We start from the raw sequence: 22111 nt of genomic DNA, 5'->3' as shown, positions 1-22111 counted from the left end.
AAATTATAATTATGTTTATCTTTCCCTAACACGTCAAACTATGAAATTCAGACCCTTTTTAACATTTATATTATCAGGCATTGCTGCACTGGCTGCACATGGCCAAAACACAGTAACACCAGCAGTAGCCTCTGCACTAAAGGCCGCCGATGCCAGCCAACTGAAAACTGATATTACTTACCTGGCCGATGATAAGCTATTAGGCCGCCAACCCGGTACACCGGGCTTCCAAATGGCGGCCGATTATGTAATTGGCCGCCTGAAAGCCTATGGTGTACAGCCGGCGGGCGATAATGGCAACTGGCAACAAAAGATGATATTGCGCAGGGCCTACACTGCACCCGGCGCACAGCTAACCCTTACCGGTACCGAACCGCTTGTTTATGGGCGTGACGTGGTGATATACCCTAACCCGGGGCAACCACAGGTAACCATAGCAGCGCCGATGGTATTTGCCGGTTATGGCATTACCAACGCCGGCCAGCATTACGACGATTACCAGGGGATTGATGCAAAAGGAAAGGTAGTGGTGGTAGTGCGTGGCGCACCTAACAACTTTTCCTCTTCCGAAGCCTCGCATAGTATGGATTTACTTACCATACAAAAAACGGCGGTGGCTCATGGTGCAGTGGGTGTACTTATTGCCCTTGCCGACAGTGCCGCACGCATACCCAACCAGAGCAGGGGCAGCTATAATGTGGCCGATCCTGAAGGCAACATTGTAATATCACGCAGTTATTACTCAAATGCCATTAAACTGGCTGGTATGATAAATTATCATGTTTTCAGCAGTTTAATGGAAGCAGCCGGTAAGCAGGTGCCTGCTGTGGTAAGTAACCTGAAAGATGGTATTCCACAGTCAACCGCAATAAAAGGGCAGGTACAGGCCAGCTACCAATCTACCTTTAAGGATGTGGATGCCTTTAACGTAGTTGGCAAAATACCCGGCACCGACCCTAAGCTTAAGAACGAATACGTGGTACATAGCGCCCACTTGGACCATCTGGGCGTTGGCCGCCCGGTGGAAGGCGATTCCATATATAATGGCGCGCATGATAATGCTTCAGGGGTGGCCAGCCTGCTGCAAATTGCCAACATCTACGCTCACCTGAAGGTAAAACCCAAACGCTCCATCATCATTGTGATGGTAACCGGAGAAGAACTGGGTGAATTAGGTTCGGGCTATTTTGCTAAAAAGCCTACTGTTCCTGTAAAAAACTTAGTAGCCGATGTAAATACCGATATGCCAACTATTATTGCACCGCTCCTTTCGATAACCGCTTTAGGTGCCGAGCATTCCTCCCTGCAAAATGAAGTGAACCAGGCAGCGGCTTACTTAAAGCTTACTGTAGAGCCAGACCCGGAACCCAAAGAAAACCGCTTTGTACGCAGTGATCAGTATAGTTTTGTACTGCAGGGCATACCTGCACTGCACATTAAATATGGCAGCAGAACACCAGACGGAAAAAATAACCTGAACGAAATGGTAGGCCAATGGCGTAAGAAGTATTATCATAAGCCCCAGGATGATATCAACGGGATATTTGATTTTAATGCCGGGGCAACTTATGCGCAACTAAACTTTTTAATTGGTTACATGGTGGCTAACAACCTGCAAAAACCAATGTGGAACCCCGGTGATATTTTTGCGTTGAAGGAACAATAGATATTACATACCCTGCCTGTGCCGCTAACCAAAAAGCCCTTTTAACAATTATTCAGATGTTAAAAGGGCTTTGGTATGATTAAGAAAATAAGCTATTGGTTGCAGGGCCGGAACTCTTTTTCGCCATTACGGTTAATAATAAAACAGCCGTCCGGCTTTTTTGGTACGCCAAAATTAGTTTTAATAGCAATGGCAAAAACTGCAGCAATTACAATTACCATCAGCAAAATAGCCCCCCTGCTTAACCTCGACCTTACCGGTCTTGCGGTGCTTTCGTAGTCAGAATAGCCTTTTCCTGCTCTTAACCGCTTCCTGAAGAGCTTTCTTCGCTTGTGCACTTCGCGTTCGCTGTAGGGTTTCATAAGTAGATAATGAGAATATTGGTAACATTACTCATGCCCAAATACCCTGCCACTATCTGTAATAATGCAGCAACTAATGATTAATAAATTGAAGTACAGAAGAGTAAGCAATAGCTATGAAATAATAATAGCAAACTGCTTTCCTAATAATTGTATGTTGTTTAATTCAATAGCTTAATCTAATGGTAAGGTAAACCAAAAGGTACTGCCTTCGCCATCAATACTGGTTACACCTATTTTGCCATGATGCTCTTTAACAATTTCGGCGCAAAGGTACAAGCCAATACCAAAACCGGCTATGGTTTGTGTTTTTGAGTTGCTTACGCGGTAAAAGCGCTCAAAAAGCCGGGCCTGATCTTCGGGCTTAACACCCATCCCCTGATCATTTACACTTACTTTTGCCATTCCGCTCTCCATAATGCAACTTACTTGTATATCATCATGATCGGGCGAATACTTAATGGCATTACTAAGCAGATTTGAAATTACACTTCCAATTTTATCGCGGTCGGCATTCACTTCAATTTCTTCACAAGGCTCGCAGGTAATACGGTGAGAATTTTGCAGGTAAATGGTTTCTGCAATCAGGTGTTGTAACAGTTGCCCCAGGTTAAATGGCTGTTTATCCAAATAAATCTTTCCTGATTCTAAACGGGTCAAGTTTAAAAAGCCGTTAATCAGCGAGGTCATCCTCTTTACTTGGTTGGATGATTTTTCGAGGGCTTTTATTACAAAGCCATCTTCTGAATCTTTAACTTTCAGTTGCATCATTTGCAGGTAACCGGTTAACGAAGTTAACGGTGTTTTCAATTCATGGCTCACCATGCCGATAAAATCATTTTTGCGCTGCTCATCCTGCTTCTGGCCGGTAATATCCATTATTACTCCATAGAACCACTTACTGCCGGTATCAGCATTAGTGTAAGTTGCGCCAGCCGAACGCAACCAACGGCGCTCCCCATCATCAGGCTTTATAATTTCGTATTGTATATCAGTTGGCTGGTTGTGCGCTATAGCGTTACTTAACGCCTGATTAGCCAAATGCAGATGTTGCGGGTCAAAAATATTTAATACGTCCTCTAAGGTTATAGCTTCAAAATTTTGCAATCCGTATAACTTAAGTCCGATAGGGTTAATGGTAATTTTACCCGTGGCTAACTCCATATTCCACGTACCCAAATTGGCTGCCTCTACTGTTAAGCGCAGGTTGGCTTCTCCCTGTACTAATTTAGCATTTGAAGCCAGCAAGCTTTCCTGTGCTAATGCCAGCTGATCATTATTTGCGTGCATTTCTTCATTTATCGCTGCCAGTTCTCCATTCAGCAATTTAAGTTTGGTACTCTGCTCCTCAATTTTATGGCGGGCCATTACAGCTGGCGTAACATCAGTTACACTTACCAAGATAGCTTCTACGTGGCCGGCCAGATCAAACAGGGAATCATAGCTGAAATCAACAAATAATTCTTTTATTGAACCGTCTGGCTGATTTACCTGTACCGCCAGTTCAGAAAACCTTACCGGTTTGCCCGTATCAAATACCGATTTAAGCAAATTGGGAAAAGGCTGGCCCACCAATTCAGGAAATACATCTAAAATATGCCTGTCCTGCACCTGTACCAATGTACGGCCCCATATATCCAGCACAGGCTGATTGGCCGTTTCAATTACTAATCCGCGCCCTTTGAGTACGGCCATGCCAATAGGTGTTGTGTTTACCATACTGCTCAGGCGCTGCTCACTCATCGTTAGCCGGGTATTTAGCTGCTCCAGTTGCTCAGCCAATACCTGCAGCTCAGCATTTAAAGTATTCAGCTCTTCATTAGCTGCCGCCATCTCCTCGTTGGTTGACAGCAGCTCCTCATTGGCTGCCTTTAACTCCTCATTCAGTTGCTGCTCCTGCTGCTCTTTATCTTTTACGGCTTGCTCTGCATTTCTGCGCTCGGTTACATTACAACAGGTATGCAATATGGCATAAGTAATACCCTGCGCGTCCATCAGGGCCCTGTATTCAAAATCAAAGCTTTGTAAACGGCCATCCACCTGAAGTTTAGCCTCTGTACCGCGCCCGGTATAAGTTTCGCCGGTACGCCAAACTTTTTTCAGAATTTCAGAAAATGGCTGGCCTTTAAGTTCAGGCAACGCATCTTCAATGGGTTTACCTATTACGCTTCTGTCTTTTCCCCAGGCAGCCAGCATGGCATCGTTTGCAAACTGCACCCTTATCTCTTCGCCTGTATAAATGCCGGTGGCATCTTTAGATAATGCAAGTATAGCCAGTAAAGCGTTATCACTTAACCGGTTTTCGGATATTAACATGGGGCAGATGTATCAAAAATCAAATGTAACGTACTCACCATTTATTAATGGATTACCAACTTCTAATGTTTTTATAATTAAACAATTTATACCACATAACGAAATTACTTCCAACTTAAATAATAACGTTAAAAGTTACAAAAAAGGCGGTTTCCTGTTTAGGAACCGCCTTTTTAAACTATTTTACATGATGATTTATTACTTATTGTTTGGCCCTCCCGCCCCGGCGGCATTGTTTTGCACAGTAGTAGTTGGCTGAATGTTATCATCCGGTGAATCCTGATCCTGCTGGCGACGGTTGCGCTGGCGGTTGGCGCCATTACCGCCAAACCGGTAGGCTGCGGTAAATAATACCACACGGGTAGAGAAGCGCCGCTCCGAGTATTGTGAGGTTAGCTGGCGGCCCGTTGCATCGGTATAATCAAGTTGTGACTTAAAGCGGCGGGAATTAAAAATATCACGGGCGCTTACACTCAGGTTCAGTGCCTTGGTAACATCATAACGCACAGCACCATCAAGGCCCAGCAATGGTTTAATATAGCCTTGAGTAATCACCTGCCTACCCTGGTAGTCGCCACGTAACTGTATGCCCAGCTTAGGTATAGGTTTATAATTGGCCGTTAAGTTGCCATTATAAGCCCAGCCTGATGTTGTAAGTATATTATATTGAGGCACCCCGGCAATGTAGCGGTAAAATACGTTTACGTTAGCGGTAAGATCAAAGGCGTTGGTAGGACTTAACTTGGCAATCAGCTCATAACCGGCGTTAGAGGCATGAGTGATATTAAGGAAAGTAGTGAACGAAGTATCAATACTGTTCACATAAGGCTGCGTTACCTGCTGAATGTTCTGATTGGTTAAACGGTAATACAGTGATGAAGTAAGGGTGAGTGTTTTAAAGTAATTAATATAACTTAACTCGAAGGAATGAATGTCTTCCGGCAGCAGGTTAGGGTTACCCTGCTGAAAGTTAAGCGGGTTGCTTCTGTCCAGAAACGGCGAAATCTGGCGGTCGCGCGGGCGGCTTACCCGGCGGGTGTAGCTTAACTGCAAAGTTTGGCTCTCGCTCAGTTTATCGGTTAAGAAAACACTTGGATAAACACGAAAATAGTCATTCTTAAAGTTACTGTTTCCGGTATTTGCCTGCTGGCTTTGCAGTTCGGTACGGATGTGGGCATCTTCCAAACGCAGGCCAGCCTGTACGCCAAATTTACCGAACTGGTGCTGGTAATTGGTGTACAGCGCATTTACATTCTCTTTATAAATAAAATTATAAGTCTGGTCAATCCAGGGGTTAAACCTGTTCAAAGCATAATTAAGGGTATCTACCACATAATTGTTAGCATTACGATTAACGGTGGTACGGTAACCGGCTTCCAGTTTGCCATTCTTTAGCGGCAAGGTATAGTCGGCCTGTAAATTCAGGTTATGCTGCCGGCCGGTTGTATTGTTCAACTGGTAAAAAGGAATATTGGTAGAGGGAAGATACAGCCGGGAAGTTTGCAGGTTATCTGTATTGTCATTTTTTTCTGTAGAGTAACCAATGTTGGTGGTCAGTTCCTCCTGCGGCTTCTTAAACTTGTGTACATAATCCAGGTTAAAATCCAGATTGGTGCCTGAGCCGTAACTGCTGTTGTTTTGCCCCAGCACCTGTGAGTATACACCATTCAGATAAGTATCTGTTGAGCCGTTCTGGAAGCGGTCGCGGTCGCGGATGTTGATGTTATTGGAAAAACTCAAGGTGTTGTTCTTGTCCAGATTATAATCAATACCGCTACGGATATTATGGCCTTTAAACGAAAATTTCTGATCAGATACCTGGTTTTGCTGCGATACGGTATCGCCGCGTGTAATGATGCGGTTGGTAAAGCCATTGCCGATACGGTCGCCGCGGCGGTAGCTGTAGTTTCCAAAGATGTTGAACTTAGAATTTTGATAAGCCAAATTCAGGTTGCCGTTGTAAGTATTTTGCGTGCCCACAGTAGCTGAAGCCGAACCGTTAAAGCCCAGGGAAACATTCTTTTTCAGGATAATGTTGATGATACCCGACTGTCCCTCTGCATCGTATTTTGAGGAAGGATTGGTAATTACCTCAATATTTTCAATGGAACTGGCCGGGATGGATTGCAGAATATCAGTTACGCTGGAACCGGTAAGCGCCGAAGGCTTGCCATTGATCAGTATACGCACGTTATTAGAACCGCGCAGGTTCACATTGCCATCCACGTCTACCTGTACGGTAGGTACATTGGCCAGCAAATCAGTTGCCGAGCCTCCCTGGCTTACCAAACTCTGGTCAACACTGAATACCTTTTTATCGGTACCCAACTGTATCTGGCTGCGGCGTGCGGTAACCACCACTTCTTTAAGCGTACCCTTAGACTGCCGCATACGGATAGTCCCTAACTGTATAGCAGGGCGCGATGCGCTGATGGTTAAACTATCTTTGGTATAGGTAAGGTAACTTACAAAGGTAACCCGTACCTGGTAGGTGCCATTGGCAAGGCCACTTAATTTAAAAGCGCCCTGAGCATCAGTTTGAATGCTCTTGGTAATCTTATTCTCAGGCCGGCTGATCAGAGCTACCGTGGCATAGTCAAGCGGCTGGTTGTTGGCAGCATCTATTAAACGGCCCGATATGGTACCTCCGGCGTTTTGCTGGGCATAGGCAGTGGTGCAAAGCATTACTGCTGCCACCGCAAATATGCTTTTTAGTAATTTAGAAATCATCCCGCAAAAATCGGCTTTTATGCGGCGTTTGATTTAAGCAGCATGTAACTTTATTGCTAAGCTAAAGGCGTTATTCGGTAATATTTATATTACCAAAGCCAGTATCACCAGCATATTACAGACAGATCTTCAGTATCAGTAACTTATCATGCCTTCTTAACCGAAGCAAGCAGATCATCTACGTTAGGCTGCTTGTCAAATATTTTCACCAGCTTACCTTTACGGCTATAAATGGCCACAAAGGGGGTGGTTTTAATTTCATAATATTGCTGTACCTTGTAAGTATATCCTTCGGTACCCACAGTAATATTGGGATAAGCAGACAGGCCAAATCCCTTATAAAAATCTTTAATGGAACGGTATTGGGTAAAGGTAATCAGCACGATCTGGATATCGCCGAACTGTTTCATCTTCGGCTTCATTTCATACATCAGCCGCTGGCAATGGCCGCAGTCGGGCGAAAAATAAACCAGCATTACCGGTTTGTTTTTCTTGATTTGTGCAGGCGTTACCCATACACTGTCTGTAGTTAAAATACGGTAGGGCGGAATGTGCTCGGCACGTGCAAGGGCGGTAGTTTGCGCCTGTGTACAGCCGGCGCTAATCATAAGTAAGCTTAAAAAAAACAGTATTCTCTTCATGGTTTTAATCAGTTATCATCGGCCTGCAACAGTTCCAGTTGCCAGGCTACCTGTTCATCCGTTACCGGGTATAACGCTCCGTTGCGGATAGTATGATGCACCGCATCAAATATATGCATATATTCCCCTTTGCTGCAGGGCACCTGTTCGGTAATTTTATCATCCACACCCTGTACCGTTACCAATTTCCCTTCGCTTCCTTCAGGCTCCAAACCAAATTCAGCATCATCAGGCCACATCCCGGCCAGCAACTGCGCCTCCTGGGTATCAGTGCGGTCCTTGGTAAAACTACCTGCCGTACCGTGAATTAAATAAGAAATACCCGGAGCAGCAGCCAGCAAGCTGGCCGTTAAGGTTACCACCAGATTATAAGGGTATTTAAGCTGATAAGTAAAAAAGTCGTTTACCTCAGAACCTATACGGTGCGCTGCCGTAAACTTATGAAAGGCCACCGGCTTGCCAAACAGGCTAATGGCCTGATCGAGCAAATGCGGGCCTAAATCGTACAGCAGCCCATTGGCCGGATAGGCGGCCTGCTCTTTAAACTTTTTGGCCCCCACCGCCGCCCGGTAACGGTCATACCTGAAATGCACCTCAATAAGGTTGCCTAAGCGGCCGCTTTCAATCACCTCCTTTACGGCCAGGTATTCGCTGGTGAACCGGCGGTTTTGGTAAACCAGCAGGTGCTTGTTCATGCGCCTGGCCGTTTCGGTTAGCTCCCTAAACTCATCAACCGTGGCGGTAGCCGGTTTTTCCACCAGCACATGCTTACCGGCCAGCAGTGCCGCCCTGGCCTGCTCGTAGTGCAGGTAATTGGGCGAGTTTACAATAATGAGTTCAATTTCTGCATCGTTCAGTAACTGTTCGGTAGTATCATAGCTGATAACATCCGGATACCGCTCTGCGGCTTCCTTGCGGGTACGCTCTACTATCGCCTTAAACGTAAACCCCGGGTTTTGCTGCACAAACGGCGCATGAAATACTTTTCCCGACATGCCATAAGCCATCAGGCCGGTAACTATAGAAGATGATGCCATGAGTGCAAACTTAAAAGTTTAATGCGTAGAGTGAGTATTTTAACGGTGTTTAAATAAAATCAGCCATTTCGACCATAGGGAGAAATCTTCTGCTGGATACCAGTCGCCTGAAGAAGATTTCTCCCTATGGTCGAAATGACTTCCTATTTTCATGGCGTCTTAAAAGTTAGTTTACATCTCTTTCACCCCAACCTATCGGCGAACCATCCGGCATTGGCACTTCGGGTGCAGGCTGAAATTTGTCCGGGTTCTTTTCAAACTGGTTAATCTGCTGCAAACCATATAACAGATTTGCCTTTTGCAGCGGTGCAGCGGTGGCATAGGCACTGTTCATCCATTTCTTCAGTTCACTGATTTTTAGCAAGGCTATGCCCCGCACGCTTTCGGCAGCCTGTGTGGTGGCAGCTAAGGTAAGCAGTTGTTTGAGGTACAGGTTATTCACCAGCCGCTGCAATTCCCCTTTGTAACCGGCGGGTTGCGCGGCTTTCCAGGTTTGGGCAGTCATCCGGTCAAGTACAGCCATCAAACCGGGCTGACTGGCATCTCGCGCCTGATATTCCACCAGCCGGGCGGCCCGTTCTGGCTGCAACATGAAATAAAGGGTAGTTCCGGCATTACCTTCAGCAGCGGCCATTGGGTCGAAGGTTAACCCAGTGCGAGATTTAAACAGTTCGCGCGTACGCGGATAGCCAACCGGCCGGGGTGGCAGCTGGGCAATCAGCTTTTCGGGCAGGGCCAGTGCATCGGGTGTTAAGGTTGCCATCAGCGCATTAAATGCTTTCCACTGCTCGGAAGCAGGCAACAGGTTGGTAATTATCTGCCCGTCATTCTTTACGGCATAGGTATAACTTAAACCGCCCATTACCTTTGAGGCTGCTTCCGCCTGATAGCGGTGCAACAGGTAAATTGGTACCAGCACTTCTTCCAGCGTGGCCATCGGTGCATCCGGCCGTATGGCTTTTACCGAAAAGTTTTGCAGCACCTGTTTGCGTATCGCCATAATGCGGTTCAGTTCATCGGCAGCATCCGTACCGCTGTCCCACAAATGGGCACGCGGGTGGGCGCTTCCTGCCGGGCGCGCGTCTGCATCAGCAATAAAGATGTAGCCTTGCTTCAGCGTTTCTTTAATGATGTTCTTCAGTCCATCTTCCTCGTTTGCACCTTGCGAAAAGTCCTGATAACCGTATATGATGGCCCGCTTATCCCACCCGCCAATCTCACTGGTATAGGCATTATCCAAATTTACTGTTCCATCGGCGTTTAAACTGGTGGTTGGCGGCGGGTAATCCATTACCGAGGCCCTATTTTGGGTGCTGGCAATATAGTTATGATATAAACCCAGCGTATGCCCCACCTCATGGGCAGCCAGCTGGCGCAGGCGGGCAGTTACCATCTTCATCAGGCGCGGGTCGAGCGGCTTGCCTTCTTCGTAAGGCTGCAGTAAACCTTCGGCAATCAGAAAGTCCTGCCGGTCGCGCAGGGAACCTAAGGACACCTGCCCTTTAATGATTTCGCCGGTACGCGGATCGGTAATGGAAGCGCCGTATGACCAGCCACGTGTAGAACGGTGAATCCATTGGATCATGTTGTAGCGCACATCCATCGGGTCAGCATCGGCAGGCAGCAACTTCACCTGGAAGGCATTTTTATAACCGGCCGCCTCAAAAGCCTGGCTCCACCATGAGGCACCTTCAATCAGTGCGTTTCGCACCAGTTCGGGTGCGCCTCGGTCTACATAATAAATAATAGGTTGTACCGGCTCACTCAGGGCAGCAGTTGGGTCTTTCTTTTGCAGCCGGTGCCGGTTGATGAAACGTTTTACAATTGGCTCCTCAATCGGTGTGGCAAAGTCCATATAATCCGTACTGAAATAGCCGGCACGGGGATCAAACTTGCGGGGCTTATAATTGCCATCGGGCAGTTTAATAAAGGAGTGGTGCATACGCACGGTTATAAAATCAGGATCAGGCGTTACCGAGCGTATCTCCTGCCCGGTACCCCGGCCGCTTAATGTAATCGTAGCCTCAAACTCCGAATTTTCGGGAAAGCCCTTGGTTTGCGGCAGATAAATGGCCGACCGGCTATCATCCGCCCGGAAACTGCCTTGCCCGCTGCCAGCCAATTTATCTGCCAGATGATGGCTGTCGCGCAGTAGAAACGCAGTAACATCAATCAGTATCCGGCCGTTATCCTGCGCCTCGGCAGTGAAGCCCCAAATTACCGACTGTGCAAAGGCTTCCTCTACGGATTTCCGCTCGTCGGGATTATTACTCACCGCCCTGTAATCGTAATTTGGCTGTATCAGCAGTATTTTAGGGCCGCTCTTAATAAATTTTACGATGCGGGTGTCGCCAATCTGACCTCGATCCAGCCCCAAATCATTAGAACCTACGCCAGCCGGCATGGTACTTACATATAAAAATTCTTGGTTTAGCTTATCTACCTCAAGCAGGATATGGCCGGTGCGCTCGTTCCAGTAAAAATTGAAGTAGCCGGGGTATTTGGCAAGTCCCTGGGTCTTGGTATCAAAATCGCTCGTTATCTTCTGTGCTTTCGAGTAAGCAGTACAGATCAGGAAAATAAATAACAGGAAGTAAAGTCTTTTCATGCGATATGAATTATTTGATGTGTAAAATATCAAAATAATTCATTTAAAAATTCGCTTACAGCAAAAAGGCGAAACTATATGGTTTCGCCTTTTTGCTGATTAAAAAGAATCAGTTTATTTCATGCCATCCTGGATGGCTTTGATATGCTGCTGGTGCATTTTCAGCGTAGGCAGGGTTTTACCGGCAAAGGCTTTTAATTCAGCATCTTTGCAATCTTTTGAAGCTTTATCGAACAAGCTAACGTCTTCATCATGGTCTTTTACCATATCGCTTACATATTGCTTGTCAAATTCAGCGCCTGCTTTGGCAGAGGCATCAGTCATCATTTTTTGCATCTCTGTACCTGGAGCAGCCGGTAATGAGATATTTTTGGTTTTGGCAATGCCCATCAGTTCTTCGTTGGCTTTGGTATGGTCAGTTACCATTTGCTGGGCAAACTCCTTAATTTTTGGGTTGGTTGATTTCTGCAGGGCCAGTTTAGCATAAGCTACTTCGGCCATGCCGCCATCGGCTGCTTTGGTGGCAAACTGGGCATCATCTTCAACTGCGGCAATACCACCAGTGGCAGCAGGCTTGGTTGAAGAATCTTTTACGGCATTGGCGCTATCGGCCATGTTCTTGCTGTCGCCTGCGCCACTCTTACAAGCCTGAAAGGTGAAGGCAGCTACGGCTAATAAAGCTACGGTGAATACTTTTTTCATGATGATGTTCCTTTTAGTTTTTCTGGATGGGTAACAACTTACAGGCAGTATAGTTTTAAGAAAATAAAAACCTAAGCCTGATATCATTGTGTTAGCCTAAAGTTTTACTATTTTTGAGCGCACAAAAGAGGATTAAATGATGAATTTTCCGGCCGGATTAAAGTATACCAAAGACCACGAGTGGGTTAGAATAGAAGGCAGCGAAGCTGTAATTGGCATTACCGAATTTGCACAGCGTGAGCTGGGCGACATTGTATATGTAGACATCAGCACTGTAGGCAGTGAGGCAGCCAAAGAAGAAGTATTTGGCACCGTTGAAGCTGTAAAAACCGTTTCGGATCTGTTTATGCCGGTAAGCGGCACCGTGCTGGAGATTAATCCCTTACTTGACAGCCAGCCCGAACTGGTGAACACTGACCCTTATGGCGACGGATGGATGGTAAAAATCTCCCTGCAAAATGAGGCTGATGTTGATGATTTGCTGTCAGCCGAAGCTTATCAGGAATTGGTAGGCGCTTAAATTCTGATGCTGATAATTTTAAAACATCAAAAGCTCACCCTGCTGTGGACTTTGTTTGTTTTAATTATTTGTAACATATCCATCGGCAATATAGAGCATACCGGCAGTATGTTCTTCCCCGGGTTTGACAAGCTGGTACATTGCGGATTGTTTTTCGTATTCACTGTTTTGCTGGCCACTGGCCGCCTGCGCCGCACAGGTGTTTTAAATTTTGCTTACATGATTGCAGCAGTGGCCGCCGGTACTGCCTTTGGCGGATTCGTTGAGATTTTGCAACTTTGGGTATTCACTTGGCGTGATGGTAACTGGGCTGATCTGTTTGCCGACTTTGTAGGCGCATCAATGGCCGGTTTTTGTATATTGGTTACCTTAGCATCATCAAAATATGAAAAAATGTAACTGGATTATGTTATTGGCAGTAGTGCTTACCTTATCTTCCTGTGGTTTGTTTCATCCCTGCCATTGTCCGCATTTTAGCCGGGTTAAAAGCTTACCCAATCATCAAATTTCAGTTTAACTTTTTTTACTGCGGTTTAATATCTACAACAATATAGTTTGGTTATTCTGAGCGCAGGGAGAAATGATAGTACACAAATTTCCCTGTATAGCTTCAGTTTACTATTTAATAAAAAAAGCCGCTTTAATTATTAAAGCGGCTTTTTTAGAATTTCAATAACAGACTATGCCTCACGTGCACTTTCAGCAACCTCTTCCTCACGAAATAGTTTGGCACTGAAATAGTCATTGTTCATGCGGGCGATGTTAGTTAAGGTGATTTCCTTAGGGCATTCAGCTTCGCAGGCACCGGTATTGGTGCAGTTACCAAAGCCTTCGGCATCCATTTGGGCTACCATAGTTTGTACGCGGCGCCAGCGCTCGGGCTGCCCCTGTGGCAACATGGCCATTTGTGATACTTTAGCTGATACAAATAGCATAGCCGATGCATTTTTACAGGCCGCTACGCAGGCACCACAACCAATACAGGTAGCCGAGTTAAACGCTTCATCTGCAATCACCTTCGGGATAGCAATTTCATTGGCATCGGGCACACCCCCGGTGTTTACCGATACATAGCCGCCCGACTGCTGTATACGGTCGAACGCAGAACGATCTACGGCTAAATCCTTAATTACCGGGAAAGCCTGGGCACGCCATGGCTCAATGGTAATGGTATCGCCATCGGCAAAGCTGCGCATGTGCAGCTGGCAGGTGGTAATGGCACGTTTAGGGCCATGCGGGCGGCCATTAATATATAATGAGCACATACCGCAGATACCTTCGCGACAGTCGTGGTCAAAATGGATAGGTTCATCTTTGGCATGGATCAGGCTTTCGTTCACCACATCCAGCATTTCCAGAAATGACATATCTGCCGATATATTATCAGCCTTGTAAGTAACAAACTTGCCTGGAGTCTGTGCATTTTTCTGACGCCAAACCTTCAGCGTCAAATTCATTAATCCGTTTGCGTTACTCATGTTTATTAGATTTGAGTAGTTGGTGTTGGTATCAAGTAGTTAGTATCAAGTGTTTTTTTAGTATTGATACTTGATACTTGATACTAACTACTTGTTACTACCTCCCCTACTTATAACTTCTTTGTGTTAAATGAACGTTTTCGTATACCAGTTCTTCTTTGTGCAGTTCTTCGGGCTGATTTTCTCCTTTAAATTCCCAGGCTGCAGCAAAGGCAAAGTCATCATCATTACGCAGGGCCTCACCTTCCGGTGTTTGCGATTCTACCCGGAAGTGGCCACCGCAGGATTCGCGGCGCATTAGAGCATCTTCCACCATTAGGGCACCCAGTTCAATAAAGTCGGCCACGCGACCGGCTTTTTCCAGTGAGTCGTTTACTTCCTCGTTCTCACCTACAATGATGGCATTCTTCCAGAAGTCTTCTTTTAGTGCCTGTATTAAACCACGAGCTTTAACCAAACCTTCTTCGCTGCGCGCCATCCCGCAATACTCCCACATAATGTGGCCTAACTCGCGGTGATATTCGGTTACCGTCTTGTTACCATTTTTCAACGACAACATCTTTTTGATGGTATCGATCACCTGCTGCTTCGTTTCGGCGAAAGCCGAATGGCTGGCATTTACCGGCGCCGGGCCAATAGTAGCCAGATAATCACCCAAGGTGTAAGGGATTACAAAGTAGCCGTCGGCCAAACCCTGCATCAGTGCCGAAGCACCCAAACGGTTAGCGCCATGATCGGAAAAGTTAGCTTCACCTAAGGCATATAAGCCGGGGATGGTAGTGCTCAGATTATAATCTACCCAAAGGCCGCCCATGGTATAGTGTACGGCAGGGTAAATACGCATCGGCATTTTGTATGGGTTTTCATCGGTAATCTGATAGTACATATCAAACAGGTTACCATATTTGGCCCGTACATTGTCTTCGCCCAAACGCTCAATAGATTCCTTAAAATCCAAAAATACAGCAACACCCGAACCGCCTACGCCACGTCCTTCATCAACCGCCTCTTTGGCGTTACGTGAAGCCACATCTCGGGGTACGAGGTTACCAAAGGAGGGATATTTACGCTCCAAGAAATAATCGCGGTCTTCCTCTTTGATATCGTTTACCTTAATTTCCCCTTTGCGCAGCTTTTCGGCAGTTTCTTTTGTTTTCGGAGCCCATACACGGCCATCATTACGCAATGATTCTGACATCAATGTTAATTTCGACTGGTGCGTACCGGTTACCGGGATACAGGTCGGGTGAATTTGCGTAAAGCAGGGGTTACCGAAGAAGGCACCGCGTTTGTGCGCACGCCATGCCGCAGTTACGTTTGAACCTGCCGCGTTGGTGGACAGGTAAAACACGTTGCTATAACCACCGGTACATAACAGTACCGCGTGGCCTGCATGCGTTTCAATCTCGCCGGTTTTCAGGTTACGGGTAACGATACCCTGCGCCTTGCCATCTGCTACCACCACATCCAGCATTTCGGTACGGGTATACATTTTTACCTTGCCCTCATGAATCTGGCGGTTCAGTGCAGAATAAGCGCCTAACAGCAATTGCTGCCCGGTTTGACCGCGGGCATAAAACGTACGTGATACCTGTGTGCCCCCAAATGAACGGGTATCCAGCAGACCGCCGTATTCGCGGGCAAAAGGTACGCCCTGCGCCACGCACTGGTCAATAATATTTACGGATACTTCGGCCAGGCGGTAAACGTTGCCTTCGCGGGCACGGTAATCACCGCCCTTAATGGTATCATAAAACAGGCGATATACGCTATCGCCATCGTTACGGTAATTTTTTGCAGCATTGATACCACCCTGCGCTGCAATAGAGTGCGCACGGCGGGGGCTATCCTGAAAGCAGAAAGCGGTTACGTTATAGCCCAACTCTGCCAGCGATGCCGCTGCTGATGCACCTGCCAGCCCGGTACCTACAATTATGATATTGTATTTACGCTTGTTGGAAGGGTTAACCAGCTTTAAGTTAAATTTATGCTTGCTCCATTTTTCGGCAACAGGGCCTTGAGGAATTTTAGCATCTAATGTCATATCAACTATATTTTTTTATTCGCCTTACAGCTGTTTATTCGGACTCAGTAAATAATATACTACCGGCATAGCGGCAAAACCCAGAGGAATCAGCACTGCAAACACCCAGGTACCCACAAAGTAGATAAGGCTTTTGTATTTACGGTGTATCCAGCCCAGGGTATGGAACGAACTTTGGAAACCATGCTTTAAGTGAAACGACAATACCACCATTGCTATTACATAAAACGCCACATACCACAGGTGGCTGAAGCTTTGCGTTACCCGGGCATGCAGATCCTTTACCCGCAGCACTTCATCATTGCCTACTGTAGCTACTGATTTTTCAAATTCTTTGGATTCTGGTGTAAAGGCTTGTGAAGTAGTAACACCACTTAACAGGTTGGTATGGTATTCTTTGAAAGGCAATACATCAAACTTATAGGTGAACCAGAAATCGCTCATGTGAATTACAATGAACAGAAATAGGATCGAACCCAGCAAACCCATATTTTTGGATGCAAAAGATACATCAGACTTGGTACCCACCGCATAATTCACAGGCCTAGCCTTACGGTTTTTTGTGGTCAGAATGATGGCATATAGCGTGTGCACCAGGATAGCTGCATACAAAACATAAGCAATTACCTCAATTGGCGGAAAGTGGGTCAGGAAGTTGGCGTATACATTAAAGCTGTAGCCGTCATCATGTTTGAATAATAATAGGTTACCGCCTAAGTGCACAATTAAAAAGGTACACAAAAACAAGCCCGTTAAAGCCATAATCAGCTTTTTGCCTAACGATGAGTTAAAGGTTTGTTTGGTTTCGTTCATTATAGCATAATATTTATCGTGCAAAAATATTCAATATAATACGAAAGATGAGATGCCGGTGATACTTAGTGCAAAGCTAATTTCTATTTAGAAACATTCTAAAACAAGATGTACATTTGCTTTGTGCATACAAAACCGTGCTAAGTGTAGTAAAAAAGCTATATGGCAATAACACGGTGCTGCAGTACGCCGAAAACATGGTCGGAAGGCAGGTGCCTTATAGCCACACGACCGGTAAATTTACCGAACGAGGGTAAGATTCCCTGCCGGGCACTGAAGCTGAAACAAGGCAGCGTTACCCCTTGCCGCCCTTTGCCGGTCAATTTTACGCCGGGATGTATATGCCCGCATAACACATAACCGCTGCTCTGCTGCAAATCTACAGTAGTCATGGGATGATGCAGCATCAGGAAAGGGCCCAAGTTTAAAGCATCGTAAGTAGCTACATCCAGCTGATGGTAATAGCTTTGATGGATTACATCGTGATTACCTACAATAAGGTGAACAGCAATGTGCCCAAACTGGCTGCGCCAGGCGGCGAAATAGTTCCAGTCGGTATTTTTATCGCTGTGGAACAAGTCACCTAAAAAGTAAATATGTTCCGGTTGATATATATGTATGAGCCGGGTAAGCACCGCCAGGTCATCCTGCGCCAGTTGCGGCGGCACCGCTATGCCGGCTTTACGAAAATGCCCTACTTTACCTAAATGCACATCAGCGGCAATCAGTGCGTTTTGCTGCTTCCAGTAAATGGCCTTTTCAGGTAATAGTATTAAATCCTGTTCGAGTAAGTTAAAATCCAGTCCCTTCATTCGCTTATAACGAAACAAAATTACTAAAATATTTAGGAAAATATAACTTATGTATCAGATGCTTTTTGTCTAACACCGAAGCTTACTCATTTTGCTTCCCTCCAGCAAATCATCTCGACTGAAGGGAAAAATCTTCTTCGAGAAGCCGGTCGCTTAAAGAAGATTTCTCCCTCCGGTCGAAATGACGGCTTGTATATTGTTATATCTTTATAAAAGGCATTAAAACAGCACAGGCCCGGCAATGCCGGGCCTGTGCTCAAACTTAACAAAAAAGAATTGCTTATTCCTTTTCTTTCTTCGCTTTCGGGTTTACTACATTTTTAGCAATACCAGTAAGTGCGGTGTCTGTCTTCTTTTCTTCAGCCAAAGTTTCGGCTAATAATTGAGCCGCTTCAGTATATCCCAAAGTACCGGCTAATGTACTTAAAGTACCATAAGAGGCAATCTGGTAATGCCCGATTTTTTGCGCGGCAGAAATAATGCCTACATCGCGGGTCATAGTACCGTCCTCGGTATCTTCCATAATCTCCTCTGCTTCTTTCAGCAAGCCTGCCATTGCTTCGCATTTTTTGGCTGAGGCTTTCTCCTCTACGGCTTCAAACACCTGCTGCAGGCGTTTAATCTGCTCGTCAGTTCCGCCTTTTAAGGTTTCAAGCGCCTGGCGTAAGTCATCCGAAGTAGCTTTCTTAGCCATCTTAGGTAACTCTTTATCTAAGTGCTGCTCTGCCCAGTAAATATCTTTTAACTCATCCAGAAACAATTCGTTTAAGGCTGATTCTTCAACGTTATCGGTAGTTTCCGGTGCTTTCACTTTTTTGGTAGTTGCCATTGGTAGTTTAAATGTATAAATCAATCAACGATTAACCTTATCAAGTGTTTGTTTAACTTACAAACAAAAGGTGGATAACTAAAGGAAACTTAAGCTCCTTTTGAATGTGTGAAATTTGATTCAACCGATTATTTGATAAATTGAAGGGCCAGTAGTTAACTAAACTTCATACGCCTGCCCAGTTTTACCGCCTGCCAGGCTACTTCGCCGGTAAGCAATGCAACAACAGCGAACAAAGCAGGTTTGATAGCTGCACCTTCAGCCATAAAAGCTCCGGACAACGCCACAGCATAAACCCCTAACGGCAGAAGCGCCAGCAGTACCAGCCCGCTTACCGGAAGCGGTATTTTAAACCGCCGGTAAGCCTTTGGTTCGCGCAGGCGCAGTTTAATGAGCGAAATATATTCGAGGCTGAGGCCGGCCCCGTAAACAGTTACATCAATAATAACCAGCTCGCTAAAAGTCCATAAGATCATCAGGCTAACCACCAGTGAGCAGATGATGATAGACACATAAGGGGTCCTGAACTTTGGATGCAGACGGTGCAGCGCCGCAGGCAGTAGCCTGTCGTTAGCCATGGCCTGCGGTACGCGCGATACGGAAAGCAACACAGCAGCATAGATGCCCAGTGTACTGGCCATACCGCCGGCCGCCAGCAGCATACCCAGCCAGCGCCCGCCCAGCAACTGCCCCAATGCCGGAAAGCCGGCTTCCTCAAACGCCCGGTGACTGATGCCCGACTGCTGCGCCACATAAATAGCTAAGGTATAAATCACCATCACGAGCAAAAAAGCAACCGCTACTGAAATAAGATACGAGCGTACCGGCTTATCTACCTCCTGCGCATAGGTGGTTACATTGTCCCAGCCGAGGCAGTTCCACATAATGGTATACAGCGCCATACCCAGCGAGGTATAAGGCATGTGGTGCAGGCTGGGCGCAGGCGCCGCCCATGAACCCTGATGATGCACAGCGGCCACCACAAACAGTATCAAAAATGGCAGCAGTACCAAAGCGCTTAATACTACCGAGGCCCGGCCAACCTGCGTAATACCCAGTATGTTCAGCCCTGCCGATAACCAGATCACCACCAGGCAAACCGGTATTTTATAGATTTCCAGTTGTGGAAAGAAGTAGGCGGCATACTGCAAGAACAGTACCGGATAAATGGCCAGATCCACAAAGGTATACAGCCAGGTCCACCAACCCTCGTAAAATCCCCAGCGGCGGCCCAAAGCGTATTTTACCCACTGGTAATAACCGCCGGTAACAGGCATCAGGCTGTTAAGCTCCAATACCGTGAGTATGGCGGGCACATCCCAAAGTAATGGCACAATCAGCAGCAACAGCAGGCCGGCATGATTGCCGGCATAGGTAAGCAGCGGCTCCAACCCATAAGGCCCGCCCGATACGGTAAAAAATACAATGGCAATCAATTGCAGGGGGCGTATCTTGCGGTGTTTGGTAGCGGCGGGCATGTGGCTGCCTAAATTATATAAAAATCCGGCTTATAATTGCCTGTTTTATACCAACAGCCTTAAAACAGAAAAGCCGGAGACTTTTAATATCCCCGGCTATTATTTATTGTAACTGTAAGGAATAATGAACCAATTGCCTTAGGGTTTCAGCCACTTATTCCTCACCTGCATCTGTTCGGCGCTTGGTTGAGCAACACTTTCAATGTGATATTTCACTTCGGTGTTTTTCAGCAGGGTTACGGGTAGATCGATGGCTTTGCCATCACGCCTTACGGTAACGGTGATTTTATCACCTACGCTCTTTCCTTCAATGAGAGCTGCAGGGGTAGTTACCGGAGTGCCGTTAACTGCAGTGATCTCATCATTTACGTTTATGCCGTCAATCCAGGCAGCAGTGCCGCGCTGTACGCCATTAATTATCAGACGGTTAGGCACACGGGAAAAGGTTAAACCCAAAGCGGGCTCGTTACGGCCGGCATATTCATTCATCAGTTTATACCCGGCATAGCCTAAATATTTGTCGTAATCAATAGCATCCAGCCCGTTGATGTATCTGCTATAAAAATCGTCCAGCTTTTTACCGGCGGCCATTTCAAAACCCTGCTTAAACTCGGCATCGGTATAACCGCGTTTTTTGTTTTTATAATACTCATTGTACATGTAGCGCATCACATCATCCAGTGACTTGGCGCCGTTGCTGCTTTTAATAATCTCCAGGTCGAGCAGCATAGCCACCAATGCCCCTTTGTTATAGTAAGAAATGCTGGTATTGTTAGAATTTTCATCCGGCCGGTAAGCCTTGATCCAGGCATCATAGCTGGATTGTGCCAGCGTTTGCACTTTAGCGCCGGGCAGGTTTTCAAGCGTATTAATATCAGCCGCCATCACACCCAAATAATTCTCCACCGGGTAGAGGCCGGTGCGGTGCACAATCAGGTTATCGTAATAAGCGGTAAAGCCTTCGGCTATCCACAGGTTGGTGGTGTAGTTCTCATTGTCATAATCAAACGGCCCCAAAGCAATAGGGCGCAGGCGCTTTACATTCCACAAATGAAAATGCTCATGCGCTACCAGCGACAAAAAGCCTTCATACCCGGCATCAGTAGCATAATTATCGCGCGAAGCGCCCAACGTGGTCGAGCTCAGGTGTTCTAAACCACCGCCGCCCCGCAGCAGGTTATGCACAATAAATACATAGTGCTTGTTGGGGTTTTCACCGTAAATGGCGGTTTCCTTTTCTACAATGGTAGCCATATCCTTTTTCAGGCGTTCCTTATCATAGTTGCCGCCGCCATACATAGCTACTTCGTAATGTACCCCTACTGCATCAAAATAAAAGATGTCCTGATTGCCCACTTCAATCGGCGAATCGAATAAAATATCGTAATTAGGTGCGGTTAGCGTAAAGTTATCACCTTTTACCCGCTCTAAACTGCTGGATACCTGATCCCACCTTTTGTAAGGCTTGATGTGCACGGTTGATGGCTGGTTCAGCATACCTTCGGGATACAGGAAGATGCCCGTAGGCGATAGAAAGGCATGAGAGGCATCAATAAAACTGGTACGTACTGATATTTCAAAAGCGTATACCCGGTATTTTACGGTAATATTATTCAGGCCGGCCGTGGTTAACCGCCAAATATTCTTGCGCACCTTACCTGCGGTTACTGCTTTACGCCCGGATGAAGCGGAAAGGCTTTCTACATTTTTTTCAAATTCCCTGATGAGGTACGAGCCGGGCGTCCATACCGGCATTTTCAGGTCGAGCGTATTTTGATGTAGTCCTGAAACCGTCATTTCCACATCGGCATAATGCGCCTGCGCCTCGGGGAAGGTAACGTTATAACTAATTTGCACGCCGCCTGCGGCCTGTGCGATGGTTTGCATAAGTACAAAGATTAAGGAAACAAAAATAGCCTTGAATAACTTTTTCATGCACGCAATTTATAAAATTTGCTGGTTTGTATAGTTGTAACTTAGTTGATACAGGCCGCTTTCAAACATCAGTTCTCGTTAAATTTGTATTTACCGGCAAAACTGGTTTATACCTTGTTAAAAGGCCGATTAAAACTATT

17 protein-coding genes are annotated in these 22111 nt (G+C 46.2%); 3 read left to right on the top strand and 14 right to left on the bottom strand.

Annotated features, from left to right (window positions below):
- Nucleotides 1-40: 40 nt before the first annotated feature.
- Nucleotides 41-1666 carry a M28 family peptidase gene (locus ACY652_RS09545; protein WP_462264076.1) on the top strand — a complete coding sequence of 542 codons (1626 nt, stop codon included), beginning with the start codon at nt 41-43 and terminating at the stop codon, nt 1664-1666.
- 92 nt (nt 1667-1758) lie between these two features.
- Here the strand turns inward: ACY652_RS09545 and ACY652_RS09540 are convergent, their stop codons facing one another.
- From ACY652_RS09540 to ACY652_RS09510, 7 genes are all read right to left on the bottom strand, one after another.
- Nucleotides 1759-2028: a hypothetical protein gene (locus ACY652_RS09540; RefSeq protein WP_462264074.1), complete on the bottom strand. Its 270-nt coding sequence runs from the start codon at nt 2026-2028 to the stop codon at nt 1759-1761.
- A 174-nt stretch (nt 2029-2202) separates the two neighbouring features.
- Nucleotides 2203-4344, bottom strand: a complete 2142-nt coding sequence (locus tag ACY652_RS09535; protein ID WP_462264073.1) for an ATP-binding protein — start codon at nt 4342-4344, stop codon at nt 2203-2205.
- Nucleotides 4345-4542: 198 nt separating this feature from the next.
- The gene (locus ACY652_RS09530; RefSeq protein ID WP_462264071.1) at nt 4543-7074 is read right to left on the bottom strand and encodes a TonB-dependent receptor; all 2532 of its coding nucleotides are present in this window, start codon (nt 7072-7074) and stop codon (nt 4543-4545) included.
- Nucleotides 7075-7220: 146 nt separating this feature from the next.
- Nucleotides 7221-7682: a TlpA family protein disulfide reductase gene (locus ACY652_RS09525; protein WP_462264069.1), complete on the bottom strand. Its 462-nt coding sequence runs from the start codon at nt 7680-7682 to the stop codon at nt 7221-7223.
- Between the two features lie 41 nt (nt 7683-7723).
- Entirely contained in the window at nt 7724-8752 is a 1029-nt protein-coding gene (locus ACY652_RS09520) for a Gfo/Idh/MocA family protein (RefSeq protein WP_462264067.1), read from the bottom strand.
- Nucleotides 8753-8918: 166 nt separating this feature from the next.
- Nucleotides 8919-11360, bottom strand: a complete 2442-nt coding sequence (locus ACY652_RS09515) for a zinc-dependent metalloprotease (protein WP_462264065.1) — start codon at nt 11358-11360, stop codon at nt 8919-8921.
- A gap of 114 nt (nt 11361-11474) precedes the next feature.
- Entirely contained in the window at nt 11475-12062 is a 588-nt protein-coding gene (locus tag ACY652_RS09510; RefSeq protein WP_462264063.1) for a DUF4142 domain-containing protein, read from the bottom strand.
- 139 nt (nt 12063-12201) lie between these two features.
- Between ACY652_RS09510 and gcvH the strand changes: the two genes are divergently transcribed.
- Nucleotides 12202-12582, top strand: coding sequence for a glycine cleavage system protein GcvH (gene gcvH / locus ACY652_RS09505; protein WP_462268238.1), 381 nt, complete (start codon nt 12202-12204; stop codon nt 12580-12582).
- Nucleotides 12583-12588: 6 nt separating this feature from the next.
- Nucleotides 12589-12981 (top strand): VanZ family protein, encoded by a 393-nt coding sequence (locus ACY652_RS09500; protein WP_462264062.1) that lies wholly within the window; start codon nt 12589-12591, stop codon nt 12979-12981.
- Nucleotides 12982-13262: 281 nt separating this feature from the next.
- On the opposite strand, the gene ACY652_RS09495 is transcribed toward ACY652_RS09500, so the two are convergent.
- The 7 genes from ACY652_RS09495 to ACY652_RS09465 form a co-directional block, all read right to left on the bottom strand.
- Nucleotides 13263-14060, bottom strand: a complete 798-nt coding sequence (locus tag ACY652_RS09495; protein WP_462264060.1) for a succinate dehydrogenase/fumarate reductase iron-sulfur subunit — start codon at nt 14058-14060, stop codon at nt 13263-13265.
- Nucleotides 14061-14166: 106 nt separating this feature from the next.
- Entirely contained in the window at nt 14167-16104 is a 1938-nt protein-coding gene (locus tag ACY652_RS09490) for a fumarate reductase/succinate dehydrogenase flavoprotein subunit (RefSeq protein WP_462264059.1), read from the bottom strand.
- 24 nt (nt 16105-16128) lie between these two features.
- The gene (locus ACY652_RS09485; protein ID WP_462264057.1) at nt 16129-16917 is read right to left on the bottom strand and encodes a succinate dehydrogenase cytochrome b subunit; all 789 of its coding nucleotides are present in this window, start codon (nt 16915-16917) and stop codon (nt 16129-16131) included.
- A gap of 158 nt (nt 16918-17075) precedes the next feature.
- Entirely contained in the window at nt 17076-17729 is a 654-nt protein-coding gene (pdeM, locus tag ACY652_RS09480; protein WP_462264055.1) for a ligase-associated DNA damage response endonuclease PdeM, read from the bottom strand.
- A 280-nt stretch (nt 17730-18009) separates the two neighbouring features.
- Nucleotides 18010-18558: a YciE/YciF ferroxidase family protein gene (locus ACY652_RS09475; RefSeq protein ID WP_462264053.1), complete on the bottom strand. Its 549-nt coding sequence runs from the start codon at nt 18556-18558 to the stop codon at nt 18010-18012.
- A gap of 155 nt (nt 18559-18713) precedes the next feature.
- Entirely contained in the window at nt 18714-20036 is a 1323-nt protein-coding gene (locus ACY652_RS09470; protein ID WP_462264052.1) for an APC family permease, read from the bottom strand.
- Nucleotides 20037-20174: 138 nt separating this feature from the next.
- Nucleotides 20175-21971, bottom strand: coding sequence for a M61 family metallopeptidase (locus tag ACY652_RS09465; protein WP_462264050.1), 1797 nt, complete (start codon nt 21969-21971; stop codon nt 20175-20177).
- Nucleotides 21972-22111: the final 140 nt, after the last annotated feature.

The organism is Mucilaginibacter sp., from assembly GCF_965200995.1.
In the GTDB taxonomy this organism is placed as follows: domain Bacteria; phylum Bacteroidota; class Bacteroidia; order Sphingobacteriales; family Sphingobacteriaceae; genus Mucilaginibacter.
The sequence above is the reverse complement of the archived record's forward strand: the minus strand, read 5'-3'. Positions and strand labels throughout refer to the sequence as shown.

What these genes read in the sequence shown, in the direction of transcription:
- ACY652_RS09545 (WP_462264076.1), top strand. Translation starts at nt 41, where the DNA reads ATGAAATTCAGACCCTTTTTAACATTTATATTATCAGGCATTGCTGCA.
- ACY652_RS09540 (WP_462264074.1), bottom strand. Translation starts at nt 2,028, where the DNA reads ATGAAACCCTACAGCGAACGCGAAGTGCACAAGCGAAGAAAGCTCTTC.
- ACY652_RS09535 (WP_462264073.1), bottom strand. Translation starts at nt 4,344, where the DNA reads ATGTTAATATCCGAAAACCGGTTAAGTGATAACGCTTTACTGGCTATA.
- ACY652_RS09530 (WP_462264071.1), bottom strand. Translation starts at nt 7,074, where the DNA reads ATGATTTCTAAATTACTAAAAAGCATATTTGCGGTGGCAGCAGTAATG.
- ACY652_RS09525 (WP_462264069.1), bottom strand. Translation starts at nt 7,682, where the DNA reads ATGATTAGCGCCGGCTGTACACAGGCGCAAACTACCGCCCTTGCACGT.
- ACY652_RS09520 (WP_462264067.1), bottom strand. Translation starts at nt 8,752, where the DNA reads ATGGCATCATCTTCTATAGTTACCGGCCTGATGGCTTATGGCATGTCG.
- ACY652_RS09515 (WP_462264065.1), bottom strand. Translation starts at nt 11,360, where the DNA reads ATGAAAAGACTTTACTTCCTGTTATTTATTTTCCTGATCTGTACTGCT.
- ACY652_RS09510 (WP_462264063.1), bottom strand. Translation starts at nt 12,062, where the DNA reads ATGAAAAAAGTATTCACCGTAGCTTTATTAGCCGTAGCTGCCTTCACC.
- gcvH (WP_462268238.1), top strand. Translation starts at nt 12,202, where the DNA reads ATGAATTTTCCGGCCGGATTAAAGTATACCAAAGACCACGAGTGGGTT.
- ACY652_RS09500 (WP_462264062.1), top strand. Translation starts at nt 12,589, where the DNA reads ATGCTGATAATTTTAAAACATCAAAAGCTCACCCTGCTGTGGACTTTG.
- ACY652_RS09495 (WP_462264060.1), bottom strand. Translation starts at nt 14,060, where the DNA reads ATGAGTAACGCAAACGGATTAATGAATTTGACGCTGAAGGTTTGGCGT.
- ACY652_RS09490 (WP_462264059.1), bottom strand. Translation starts at nt 16,104, where the DNA reads ATGACATTAGATGCTAAAATTCCTCAAGGCCCTGTTGCCGAAAAATGG.
- ACY652_RS09485 (WP_462264057.1), bottom strand. Translation starts at nt 16,917, where the DNA reads ATGAACGAAACCAAACAAACCTTTAACTCATCGTTAGGCAAAAAGCTG.
- pdeM (WP_462264055.1), bottom strand. Translation starts at nt 17,729, where the DNA reads ATGAAGGGACTGGATTTTAACTTACTCGAACAGGATTTAATACTATTA.
- ACY652_RS09475 (WP_462264053.1), bottom strand. Translation starts at nt 18,558, where the DNA reads ATGGCAACTACCAAAAAAGTGAAAGCACCGGAAACTACCGATAACGTT.
- ACY652_RS09470 (WP_462264052.1), bottom strand. Translation starts at nt 20,036, where the DNA reads ATGCCCGCCGCTACCAAACACCGCAAGATACGCCCCCTGCAATTGATT.
- ACY652_RS09465 (WP_462264050.1), bottom strand. Translation starts at nt 21,971, where the DNA reads ATGAAAAAGTTATTCAAGGCTATTTTTGTTTCCTTAATCTTTGTACTT.